This is a genomic window from Salibacterium aidingense DSM 18341, assembly GCF_000429685.1.
Lineage (GTDB): Bacteria > Bacillota > Bacilli > Bacillales > Marinococcaceae > Salibacterium > Salibacterium aidingense.
Genome location: NZ_AUCI01000017.1, coordinates 60438 through 72775 on the forward strand (window position 1 = coordinate 60438; position 12338 = coordinate 72775).

Annotated in this window: 11 protein-coding genes; 4 read left to right on the forward strand and 7 right to left on the reverse strand. The window is 46.3% G+C overall.

Annotation, left to right across the window (positions count from 1 at the left end; genetic code table 11):
- Nucleotides 1–275: 275 nt before the first annotated feature.
- Entirely contained in the window at nt 276–1421 is a 1146-nt protein-coding gene (locus G475_RS25350) for an MFS transporter (RefSeq protein WP_035711487.1), read from the forward strand.
- 315 nt (nt 1422–1736) lie between these two features.
- Here the strand turns inward: G475_RS25350 and G475_RS0115990 are convergent, their stop codons facing one another.
- The 7 genes from G475_RS0115990 to G475_RS26460 all read right to left on the reverse strand — a co-directional run bounded on the left by G475_RS0115990 (nt 1737) and on the right by G475_RS26460 (nt 9583).
- The gene (locus G475_RS0115990) at nt 1737–2693 is read right to left on the reverse strand and encodes a D-ribose ABC transporter substrate-binding protein (RefSeq protein ID WP_026702140.1); all 957 of its coding nucleotides are present in this window, start codon (nt 2691–2693) and stop codon (nt 1737–1739) included.
- Between the two features lie 70 nt (nt 2694–2763).
- Nucleotides 2764–3708, reverse strand: a complete 945-nt coding sequence (locus G475_RS0115995) for an ABC transporter permease subunit (protein ID WP_026702141.1) — start codon at nt 3706–3708, stop codon at nt 2764–2766.
- The gene (locus G475_RS0116000; RefSeq protein ID WP_026702142.1) at nt 3701–5209 is read right to left on the reverse strand and encodes a sugar ABC transporter ATP-binding protein; all 1509 of its coding nucleotides are present in this window, start codon (nt 5207–5209) and stop codon (nt 3701–3703) included. The genes G475_RS0115995 and G475_RS0116000 overlap by 8 nt, the downstream gene beginning before the upstream one ends.
- Complete coding sequence (gene rbsD, locus G475_RS0116005) at nt 5206–5604, reverse strand: D-ribose pyranase (RefSeq protein WP_026702143.1); 399 nt, start codon at nt 5602–5604, stop codon at nt 5206–5208. Before rbsD ends, G475_RS0116000 begins: the two co-directional genes overlap by 4 nt.
- Complete coding sequence (gene rbsK, locus G475_RS0116010) at nt 5601–6497, reverse strand: ribokinase (protein WP_026702144.1); 897 nt, start codon at nt 6495–6497, stop codon at nt 5601–5603. Before rbsK ends, rbsD begins: the two co-directional genes overlap by 4 nt.
- Nucleotides 6498–6513: 16 nt before the next feature.
- A complete protein-coding gene (locus tag G475_RS0116015; protein ID WP_026702145.1) occupies nt 6514–7500 on the reverse strand; it encodes a LacI family DNA-binding transcriptional regulator in 987 nt (328 codons plus the stop codon).
- A 589-nt stretch (nt 7501–8089) separates the two neighbouring features.
- Nucleotides 8090–9583 carry an S-layer homology domain-containing protein gene (locus G475_RS26460; RefSeq protein ID WP_051302592.1) on the reverse strand — a complete coding sequence of 498 codons (1494 nt, stop codon included), beginning with the start codon at nt 9581–9583 and terminating at the stop codon, nt 8090–8092.
- Nucleotides 9584–9816: 233 nt separating this feature from the next.
- Between G475_RS26460 and G475_RS0116025 the strand changes: the two genes are divergently transcribed.
- From G475_RS0116025 to G475_RS0116035, 3 genes are read left to right on the forward strand one after another with little or no spacing between them, the layout of a single operon-like run.
- On the forward strand, nt 9817–10356 hold the full coding sequence (locus G475_RS0116025) for a GbsR/MarR family transcriptional regulator (protein ID WP_026702146.1): 540 nt from the start codon (nt 9817–9819) through the stop codon (nt 10354–10356).
- A gap of 12 nt (nt 10357–10368) precedes the next feature.
- Nucleotides 10369–11040, forward strand: coding sequence for a cysteine hydrolase family protein (locus G475_RS0116030; protein WP_026702147.1), 672 nt, complete (start codon nt 10369–10371; stop codon nt 11038–11040).
- 4 nt (nt 11041–11044) lie between these two features.
- Nucleotides 11045–11959, forward strand: coding sequence for a glycine betaine ABC transporter substrate-binding protein (locus tag G475_RS0116035; RefSeq protein ID WP_026702148.1), 915 nt, complete (start codon nt 11045–11047; stop codon nt 11957–11959).
- The last annotated feature ends 379 nt before the right edge of the window (nt 11960–12338 follow it).

The window sequence follows — 12338 nt, forward strand, 5'->3', positions numbered from 1 at the left end:
GACGGGCCGTAAAAATATAGTCTCCATTACTTTCAGGTTAATAGAACGTTTAATAGAACGTTCTTTATATTTTTATCATGTTTATATTTCGCTCTCAACCGTAAAATAAAAATCCACATCATTCTTTAAAAACAAGTTATAAATCCTAATAATAGTAAAATTATAGGATTGTGCAAAAATATAGGAATGGTGTAAAATATAATAAACGTTCTATCTAAAAAATTTTTGGCTTTTTCTATAAAGATCGTTCTATACACAAAAGGAGGTGTCACAGCATGCGTTTTTCTACATTAGTACCGCCGGGTATCACGATGATTGCTGTTGCTTATGGACTGGCTAGATTCAGTTACGGATTACTTCTCCCAAATATCAGCACGGATTTAGGAATGAATCCTTCGACATCAGGGGTCATTTCGTCGCTTTTTTATTTCGCTTATTGCTTTGCCATTGTTTTTGCAACCGTTTATACTACGGAAAAGGGACCGCGAGGCATGATTCTCGCCGCAGGTGCTTCGGCCTGCTTAGGTTTATTCGTCATGGCTTTCAGTCCTAACGTTTGGCTTTTAGGCACAGGGGTTTTACTTGCCGGTGCCAGTACAGGATTTGTCTCCCCTCCTTATGGAGCGGCGATTTCGCTTTGGCTGCCGGAAAACCAGCAGGGAAAAGCAAATACTTGGATTAACTCCGGCACCAGTATTGGTCTCGCCTTGTCAGGAGCCGGGGCTCTTGTTCTTGCCTCCGAATGGAGGATAACCTATTTTATTTATGCCGGCATCGCGCTTTTTGCTCTTATATGGAACGCAAAAGCTGTTCCTCCTCCTGAAAAAAACCCTCCGGTCCGCTTGGAAAAGGGTAAATTTTCGTTCCGTGGAGTGGAAGGGGCTGTTCCTTTAATTATCTGCTCCATTGTGCTGGGAATATCGACTGCAGCTTTCTGGACGTTTTCCGTCGATTTCATATCATCAACAAATGCATATACCAGCGGAGAACAGTCGATCTTTTGGATTCTTATTGGGACCTTTGGAATTTTAGGGGGGTTTTCCGGTTCTCTTATTGAAAAAATGGGCCTGCCGTTTGCTTACAAATGGGCGTGTTTTGTTATCGGCACGGCTTCGTTAGTCCTTGCCTGTTTTCCGGATCAATGGCCGCTCGCCTTTCTTTCCGCCGCTTTGTTTGGAGCTTCTTATATTTTTATTACCGGAGTGTTGATGGTGTGGGGAATCAGAGTGTTCATTTCCAACGCTTCGCTCGGGATCGGAACACCGTTTTTGCTGTTGGCAGTGGGGCAGGTATTCGGTTCCTCCGTTGCCGGTATGCTGATCGGCTCATTAAATTTCACATGGACATTTGCCATCTATGGAATTACAGGAATAATCGCCATGATACTAGGACCAAAACAAATCAAAAAAGGTTCTTCCTAGAAGCAGAGGCAGATGCCTTGAAGCTGTACGCGGCAAGGCTGCCGTCACCATCCGCAAGTTGTTCATAGAAGCAGATGCCTCCCTTCGGACATCTATTCCGTTAAATGGCGAAATGATTGGCTTGTGGCGGTTGTTTCGGACATTTATTCCGCTATCCGGGGTCCAGGGCGCTTCTTTTACACTGCAATCAGGAAATAACGGAACCAATGTCCACTTTAGTTCAATGACGGGAAAAGAACGGTTTAACCTCCGTTCTTTCGTATCCGCTTCGAGCACTTCAAAAAAGGGGGCCTTATTTTTTTGGCCCCCTTTTCCTTATTCCGTAATTAATTCTAGTTCAACCGGAATCGAATCTTCTATTTCTTCCCCGCTGTCCACGCTGATGGCAGCATTCACAGCTTCCTCCCCGATTACCTGAGGCTGCTGGGCGATGGTTGCAGCCATCGTGCCTTCTTCTACGGCTCCGACGGCATCGTCGATAGCGTCAAAACCAACGACCATCACATCCTCCATGCCGGCCGCTTCGAGCGCTTCCACAGCACCTAGCGCCATTTCATCGTTGTGGGCAAACAGCGCATCTACTTCATCAGTACTCTGTAGAATATTTTCAGTAACCGTCAAACCTTCGGAGCGGTTGAAATTCGCAGTTTGATTCGCCACTACTTCTATGCCGTCTTCTTCATCTACAATGTTGTGGAACCCTTCCCCGCGTTCGTTGGCTGCGGAGGAGCCTGGAATGCCAGTCAATTCAATCACATTGCCGGAACCGCCCAGTTCCTCGACGATGTGTTCTGCCGCCATTTCTCCCCCGGCCACGTTATCTGATGCAATGTGGCTGACCACTTCGCCGCCTTCCGCACTACGGTCGACAGTTATCACTGGGATATCTTCACTGTTTGCGGTTTCAATGGCGCTGGCCACAGCGGAAGAATCCACTGGATTTATAAGCAGAACATCAACTCCCTGTTGAATAAAATCTTCAATGTCGCTGACCTGGGAAGCAGAGCCATCCTGGGCATCGGCCACTTCAATATTGACACCTTCTTCTTCCGCTGCCGCTTCGGCACCGTCAGCCAGTGTAACAAAGAATGGATTATTTAAAGTGGAAACACTCAGCCCAATGGTTACATCCCCTTCTGCTGCTTCTTCTGACCCTTCATCTGTTCCTGTGTCCTCTCCATCGTTTTCTGATCCCGGCTGTTCGGTGGAACACCCCGCCGCCAGTACTAATGCAGCTGCTGAAATACCAACACTTTTCAACCATTTTTTCATGATTCTTACCCCCTGTAATAAGTAATAAATTAATATATACTGAAAAGCCTATTAAGCTTTGCAGCCGTAGTTACGCTTCTTTCTTTCGGTCGAGCATGACCGCAAGCAGGATCACAGCACCTTTGACCACCTGTTGATAGAAAGAGGCTACATTTAACAGATTTAGTCCGTTATTCAGCACGCCAATAATCAGGGCCCCCACAAGTGTCCCAAAAATCCAGCCGCGTCCGCCGGTGAGACTGGTACCTCCCAATACAACAGCGGCTATGGCATCCAATTCATACATGGTACCAGCTGTAGGCTGGGCGGAGTAGAGACGCGACGTCAGAATAATGCCGGCCAGTGCCGAAAGCATCCCCGTGAGAGAATATACCCCAATTTTAATTCCATCCACCCGTAAGCCGGACAGCCGTGACGCTTCTTCGTTGCCACCGACAGCATATACGCCCCGTCCAAAGGTTGTTTTTTTCAATACAAAATACAAGATCACATAAGCTGCGAACATGGTGACAACGGGAAATGGGATCATAAACAAATAGCCCTGCCCCATCATTTCAAAACTGAAATTCTGCGGAATATCCGAAATCGGTCTCCCGTCTGTATAAACGAGGGTCAATCCGCGGAAAATGGTCATCGTCGCCAGCGTTGCAATAAATGGAGCTACTTTCCCTTTTGTAATAACGACTCCGTTAAATGCTCCCATCAGGGCTCCCGCTAACAGTCCGAGCAGCATAGCAAGGACTGGGTCAATCCCGCCCGACATAAATCCGGCTGTTAATGCCCCCGCCAGCGCCAGGGTCGAGCCGACAGATAAATCAATCCCGCCCGTTAAAATGACGAATGTCATGCCAAAAGCAATTAACGCATTAATCGACACCTGCCGGAATACATTAAAAATATTATTTAACGATAAAAACGATGGATTCAACATTGTTAATACAATGACAAGTAATACCAGTCCAAGCAGCGGACCGATTTTTTGAAGCGTTCCTTTGAACGAACCTCCATTATTCATTGGTAAGACCTCCCCCTGTAGCTGCCTGCATAATACTTTCCTGATCTGCTTCTTCTCTTGCAAAAACTCCGTTAATACTGCCTTCATGAAGAACAAGAACCCGGTCGCTCATTCCGAGCACCTCCGGCAGTTCCGAAGAAATCATAATAATAGCCACGCCTTGTTCGGTTAATTCATTCATAATGTGATAGATTTCTTTTTTCGCTCCGATATCCACCCCGCGCGTCGGTTCATCCAGAATTAACACGGAAGGTTCAATACCAAGCCATTTTCCAATGACAATCTTCTGTTGATTTCCTCCGCTGAGCGTTTTTAATTTCTGCTCCTGGCCGGACGTTTTCACCCGCAGCCTTTCAATCATACTGCCAACAAACTCTTTTTCTCTGTTGTTCGACATGATTCCCTTGTCTGATAACTTATTTAAATTCGTCAGGGCCAGGTTTTCGCGCACGGATAAATTCAGCACGAGGCCTTCTTCTTTACGGTCCTCTGTAATGAACCCGATGCCTGCTTTTCTGGCATCATGCGGATTGCGGATGCGGAGGCGTTCTCCATCAACATAAACTTCCCCGGACACTTTTTTTCGCGAGCCGAAAAGCAGCTCCATTAATTCGGTGCGCCCGGCTCCCATTAAACCGGCAAACCCTAAAATCTCTCCACGCCGAACTTCGAAGGAAGCGTTTTCAAACAGGCCCTCTGCATCCGTAAGATTTTCCACGCGCAATCTTACATCACCTGGTTCTGCTGTTCTCGGCGGGTATTTCTGACCGATTTCACGCCCGACCATCATTTTAACGATCTCTTCGTAACTAGTCTCTCCGACTTCTTTTGTTCCGGCATATCCCCCATCCCGAAGCACGGAAATGCGGTCACACAGCTGAAAAATTTCTTCCATCCGATGAGAAATATAAACGATTCCTGTTCCTGATTGTTTCAGGTGGTTGATGACTTCAAAAAGCGTCTCAATTTCCACTTCCGTCAGCGCTGCTGTAGGTTCATCCATGACAATCACTTCAGCGTTGGTGGAAACCGCCCTCGCAATTTCAATCATCTGCTGCTGCCCCACGGAGAGCTTCCCGGCCTGAATATCCGGATTAATCTCAATCCCAAGGCGCTGCAGGTATTCTACTGTTTTCTGACGCATTTCTTTCTGTTTGTTTATCCCCCATTTTCCATACGTCAGAGGTTTTCCGAGAAACATATTTTCTGTTACCGAGAGATTGGGGATGATGTTTAATTCCTGATGAATGACTGCTATTCCCGCTTTTTCTGCCTCTTTCGGATGAGAAAATGTTATTTCCTCTCCCTTGACGTAAATGGTACCCTTATCATTCGTGTGAATTCCGGTCAAAATTTTCATCAGGGTTGATTTTCCCGCCCCGTTTTCTCCCATCAGGGCATGAACTTCACCGGGCCGGACATCAAAATTCACTCCCTGCAGCACGTGTACACCGTAGAACGATTTATGGACGTCTTTCATTTCGACCAAAGGAACTGTCATGAGAAAATCACCCCCGCTTTTAATATGACATTGGCAAATGGGGTGGCTTCCCCAGTGCGGATGATCGCTCTTGCGTGCTGCGTTTCTTTTTTGAATTCCTCGTGGGAAAGATAATGGATCCTGGTCTCCTCCGTTTTTTCCAACACAGCATCATGCAGGATTGTATTATTTTCCATGATTTCTTGAGAGAAGGTGAAATCTTCCACTTCCATATCTTCCAGCACGGCGTCCAAGGTTTCTAAAAAGGAAGGCGTGCCAAGCGTCAGGGCCAGATCTATTTTCTCCACCCCCGGCGGGACAGGCAGGCCGCAGTCAGCAATCACCACGGTATCTGTATGACCTAACTGAGCGAGTACATTGGAAATGGGTCCATTAAGCATGCCTTGCTTTTTCATGTGTTCGTCCCTCCCTGTGTTTCCAGAAACGTATCGACTTCGTGCTGCTGCGGCATGCCTCCCTGCGCGCCCATTTTCTGAACCGATAACGCAGCGGCTGCGTTGGCGTACCGGCAGGCTTCCGCCAAAGAGACTCCTTTCGTTAAAGCAAGAGCAAGCGCGCCATTGAACGTATCACCGGCCCCAGTGGTATCTACGGGGTCTACCGGATACCCGGGCACTTTCTTTTCTTTTCTGTTTTCTGTAAAAACAACGCCGGCAGCTCCCATAGTAATAATACACCGGGACCTGTGGGAGGGCTGTTCTGGTTCTCCCTGAAAAAGGTTTTCCAGTTCGTGTTCATTTGGGGTAAAGTAGTCGGCATTATCCATTAGAGAAACAGGCAGTTCCTGAACAGGAGCCGGATTTAAAATGACGGTTGTATGATGCTTTTTGGCTAATTCTGCTGCTTTTGCCACACTTTCCAATGGGATTTCCAACTGAAGCAGCAGAATATCACTGCCGGCGATTACGTTTTCATGTGATTCCACTACTTCTGGGGTCACAGCAAGATTAGCCCCGGGAACCACAATAATCCGATTGTCCTGTTCCGACAGCAGGATAGAGGCCGTTCCTGTCGGTTTTTCTGTAACCGGTTCCAGATACCTCACAGAAACTCCCTGGCTCTTCATGTTTTCTGTCAGTCTCTCTCCAAAAACATCCCGGCCGACTCTGCCGATAAATTCTACCTCCGCCCCCAGTTTCGCCGCGGCAACAGCCTGGTTGGCCCCCTTGCCGCCGGGGATCGTTGCAAAATCATCTCCCAGGACCGTTTCCCCCTGTTCCGGGACCCGGCCTGTGGAAGTGACTAAGTCCATATTAATGCTTCCAATTACCGTAATCTTGTTTGACATTTCCCTGTCCCCTCTATTAACTCTTATTCCTTGTCGAGTTTCGTTCCAGCAGCTTTGCCCGGAAAGGTTCCGGATCGGAGGTACTATCGCTGCCGCGTATCAATTCAAACAAAAGTTCCGACGCTTTTTTTCCCATGTTGTACATCGGCTGGGTCATGGTTGTTAAACCTGGACTCATCATCTCACTTAAATGGATGCCGTCAAAACCAATTACCTGCAGATCCTCCGGAATGCTTCTCCCCGCTTTAGCTGCTGCTTTCATCACGCCGAATGCCATCACATCGTTTCCGGCAAAAATCCCATCCACATATGGGTGCTCTTTTAGCAGAGACGTTGCTGCTTTTTCAGCGGCCTCCCAATGATAATCCCCGTCTGCGACCAGCTCTTCCCGGTAGACACCTGCTTCCTCCATCATTTGCTTATAACCGGCAAAACGCTGCTGAGCGTTTGTTATCTGATGCGGTCCCCGGATATGAGCAATATGCCGGCAGCCGAGCTCCGTCAGGTACGTAACAGCTTCACAGGCCCCCTGGAAATTATCCGAATACACCGAAGGAGCAATGTCCCCAAGCGGTCTATCCAATCCAACCAGCGGCAGTTCCCAATCGGCAATATGTCTGCGTTCTAGTGTGTTTGTCACAATAAGAACGCCATCTACATATTTACGTTTCAGCACATCAAGATAATGAGCTTCTTTTTCAGGATTTTCATCACTGTTACAAAGAATAATAGTGTAACCGTGGTCGTTCATGATATCTTCCACCACCCGGGCCAGTTCCGGGAAAAAGGGGTTCATAATGTCCGGGACGATCAAGCCAACTGTGTTTGACTCTTTTTTAAATAGACTTCTCGCGACGGAGTTGGGTTTGTATTTCAGCTCTTCCATCGCCTCTACCACTTTTTTCTTCGTATCTTCATTTACATAGCCATTGTTATTGAGTACACGGGAAACGGTTGCGACCGATACATCTGCAAGTTTCGCCACATCTTTAATCGTTGTCATATCCACGCCCCGCTGTCTTTTCCGTAACCGGTTACAGCTTGTTTAAAAAAATACTTATGTAACCCGTTACATAATATACATAAAGTGTACCGAAGCTTGAAAACGTTGTCAATATTTTTTCTATAAATTCTGGGAAAACCGCCCTATGGCCGTTCTTGTTGGATGCTTTTACAACTCATTCGCTGCAGGCAGAAGCTTTCTGCTGATTTCTTTCCAAAACAGCAGGGGAACATTCGATATGCCTGTCTGGCGGAAACATGCAGCGTAACTGGAGGATAGCAGCGCGGAATTATTTTGCCCTGGTGGTCTCCACTTGGGGATGGAGGACACGACGCTTTCCTTTTTTTGTTTCCGTGTTCACTAAAAGCGTTTGGAGACCGGCTCTTTTTCTTATTTCTTCGCTATTGGGGTCAAAAGCTAAGTTGGAGAACACTAAGAGCTTCGTTCCGGCAGTTCGTGTCCTCCAGCTGTGGGGACTTCGATTAAATCCGGTACAGGCGTGCGCTCAAAAAAGGAACTGTCTTTGAGACAGCTCCTTTTTATGCACTCTTCGGGCATTAAATGCCTTTTTAAGTACGGCAAACGTTATTTACTTTGGGGAATAAAAGTTTTGTGTATAATACGGCTGTTTTCTTACTTCATCGAAAGCAACCCCTACTCCGAGACGATGGTAATTGCCGAGCAGCGCTTCACGGTGGCCGGAGGTTGAATTCATCCAGCTTTGGTGGGCTTTTATCGGGCTAACCTGTCCGTAAGCGATATTTTCTGCCGCATTACTGTATTGAATGCCATCATCCGACATTCTATCAAACGGATCTTCCCCCTCCTGATTTTCGTGAGAGAAAAAGTGGCTGCCGGCCATATCTACACTGTGGGAACGTGCGGTAGCTGCCACTGCATTATCCCACTCCAGGATCCGTTTGCTGTAGCGTTCACGCTGCGCATTCGCCAGATAAAAAGACATCTGTTCATAGCTTTCTTTTAAACTCTGATCCGGCTCCGCGTAATATTGACGAAAATTTTCTTCTACATCACTATCAACGACCATTACCGCGGTAATACGGTTATCCCGGTGGGTGTCGTAGAAAAACGTTTCATACTGGTCATTCTCTTTATATGTCCCAGCATCCTCTGTGTCAATGCTGAAGTTGGAGCCGCCTTTTTGGATGTACGGGATCGGTTCGCCATAAGCCTCGATGACATCTGACTTTGTATCATCCAATTCCAGGTTATGGCCGCCCTTCCAGGTGTCCTGATTGGAATAAGCGGCTACGACTTCGCCGCCGTCTACACCAAACTGAACATAATTGTCATAGCGTTGATGATAGACATACCAGTCAAAACCATACCGGCTCTCGAGCACAGCTTGCTCTTCTCCAAGGGCTGCCTTCATTGACTCTTCTGAATCCCCGAGTCCTATCCCGCGGAAATGCCAGGTTTCTTCATCACTGTCGACTCCGGACGACGGAGTATTGACTTCCTCCACTCGAAACTCTTCATTCATGGTTCTTGCTAAGAAAACAGAGAAGTGGGCCCTCGTGGCCGTTTCCCCCGGTCCAAACGTTCCATCTTCGTGACCGCTTGTAATTCGATTATCCACCAGACGTTGAATGGAAGTGGCAGCCCAATAATCAGACGGAACATCAGAAAACAGTTCCTGACTGTCTCCTTCCAAATCAAAGGCCCGCGACAAAACGACTGCCATTTCAGCACGGGTTAACTCCTCGTTGGGTTCAAACCTCTCCCCGTCTCCAGTCATAATTCCTTCCTCCGCTACTGCAGCGATATATGGAGAAAAAGCAGAATCTTCATCTACATCTTGAAAATCAGCTTCTCCGTCCAACTCCAGCTCAAGCGCGGCAGAAAGCATCTTAGCCGTTTGGCCTCTGCTAACCTTTTCATTAGGCCGGAAGGCGCCGTCCTCATACCCGCTTACCATGTTTCTATCCGCTATATACTGAATTTCCTCCGATGCCCAATGAGAACTGTCTACGTCCTCAAATGCCGCTTCTGCTGCTGTAGAAAAAGGGGATATCACAAGCATACCGGCCAGTAAAAAAGAAAAACACATTTTTTTATTCATTATTGCATGCCTCCGTTTTCCTCAACCCATATATAAGCTCTCTTTTATCTTCCTATATGTATATTTACCTTTATTTTACCATTAATAAGCAGGAAATGGAGCTATTTTCATACATTTATTTTATTTTCATTTTATAAAAGGTTGACATATATAATATTTTGTTTAAAATGACTTATATAAATTAAATAAAATAAACTAATTAAATAAATTGGATGAAAGGAGGCCGTTATATCATGTCAACCGATTGGGATAAGTTAGAAGAAACACGTGATGTGATGGAAAGTGCAATTGCCCAATCGATGGTAATTTACGGAGTGACTCCTTCGGTTGGCAGAATTTACGGGGTTTTATATTTTGCCAGCGAACCCATGTCTATTGATGAAATCAAAGTCCAGGTCGCCATGAGTAAGGCGTCTGTCAGCAATGGTCTGAGAGAGCTGCAGGAAACAGAGATGGTAACGAAGGTTTGGAAAAAGGGCGAGAGAAAAGATCATTTTATTGCCGAAAAAGACTTTCTCCGTAATTTTATTAATTACTTTGTAAAAAAAATCCGGCAGGAAAGAAATCTATTAATGAAAGCTGCTGAACAGACAAAGCCGGCGATCCGCGCCATCGCTGATCAGACGGAAGATCCGCATATCAAAGAAACAGCCGAACAAGACCTGGCACTTATCAAAGAGTCCCAGGATTACCTCGACTGGACCACCCGCCTGGCCAACGCTCTGGAATCAGGAGAAATACTGGAACACATTCCACCGAAAAAAGAAGAATAAAGGAGATCTACCATGAACAACCACCAGTCTGCTTTAGTGCTCATCGACCTTCAAAAAGAAAGTAATTTTGGTCTGTTAAACATGGAGGACGTCATGAAAAATGCCGGCCAGCTGATTGATGCATGCCGGCAGTTTGATATTCCCATTATTTATACCCGCCAAATAAACAGAAAAGATCAGGCCGGCTTATCCAAAAATGAACCGTTAAAGGCGGACGGTACCCCTTATTATTACGCCTCTCATACGGAAAACGTGGAAATCTTTGATGAAATTAAACCAAGGGACGAGGACATCGTGATAGACAAGTACCGCTGGAGTGCTTTTTATGAAACGAGCCTGGATCTTATGTTGAAAAGTCTCGGGGTGAATAATCTCATTATAGGAGGTGTGGTAACAGATGGATGCCTGATGACTTCTGTATTCGATGCGTACTTCAGGGATTATCATATTCATCTTATTAAGGATATCTGCTCGTCTTCGAACGAAGGATCTCATATGGCGTCCTTACTGATTATGGCGAATTGGGTGTACAACCTCGAAGTTTATGAAACACCCGAATTTATTAAACGGCTGAAAGATCAACCTTTCCAGCACTGGACATGCGAGCGTCCGGATTCCCTCCCGTTCACACCGGAAACCATGCGGGAATCCTATCAACATTTACAACCGAGAAAGGAAGTTTAATAACATGACACGCATTTTCTATTTATTCACTTTCGCTGCCCTGCTTTCCTTGACCGCCTGCGGAGAGGAGGATCCGGCTTCGGATGGAAAAGAAGCGGATAACGGAGCAGAAGAAACCGAACAGGAAGCAGAAAATAAAGACGAAACGATCACGTTTGGCCAGACATCCTGGACAAGTACCGAAGCGCCTACGCAAATTGCTAAACAGATACTGGAAGAAGCCGGCTACGATGTAGAAATAGAACTGTTGGATCAACCGGTCATCTGGGAAGGGCTGCAGTCTGAAGATATTGATTTCTTCATGGACGCCTGGCTCCCATATACCGAAGAGCAGTTGTGGAAGGAGTACGAGAGTGATCTTCAGAAAGTGGCCACAAGCTATGAAGAAGTTCCTCTCGGCTGGGTCGTTCCCGATTATGTAGAAGAAGAATCCATTGAAGATATAAAAGAGAATCCTGAAAAATTTGAAGGCAATATATATACGATCGGAGCAGGAGCAGGCATCGTCAGCATTTCCGAAGAAGTGATGGCGGACTATAATCTGGAGGAGGCCGGTTTTGAACTTGTCCCTTCCAGTGAAACGGCTATGATCAGTGAACTGCAGACGAAAATAAACGATGAAGAGCCAGTGATCATCACCGGCTGGCGCCCGCATTCCATGTTTGTGAAGCACGACCTGAAGTTTTTGGAGGAACCAAAAGACAACTTCCAGTACGACAACGTCTATGTTCTTTCCTATAACGGCATAGAAGAGAAGCACCCGGAAGCCTACAACATTCTCTCCGACTGGAGTATTGAAGTATCTGAATTAGAAGAAATGATGTACGAATATGAAGAAAATGATGTAGCGTTTGAAGAATCAGCAGCCGATTGGATCGAAGAACACCGTGACCAAGTGGACGCCATGCTGCAAGAATAATGAACACATTAGGCTCTGCCCCGCCTTCCTCCCAGGCGGTGGCAGGGCCTTTGTTAATTCCCCCTCCCTCTAAAGGGATTTGACGCCCGCCGGTCTGGGACAGGAGAAGACGAAAAACAGGCCTGTAACCAGGTGCGAATGTTAGACCTTGTAATAAGCTTTGATAAACCGCTGCCGGTAAATTGGACAGATCTGCCCCGGAAATGTCCACAAAATAGTATTATTACACATTTTTCTCGTTTCAACTTTGTCTTTTGTCCTTATCGGATGGTTGATAAACATTTCCCCTTCTTTTCCCAGTCAAGTCCATAATTTTGTGTAAAATACCATCTACAGTTTTTAACCGATATTCTGGTTAAGAGATGGCTTTAGGGGCGGG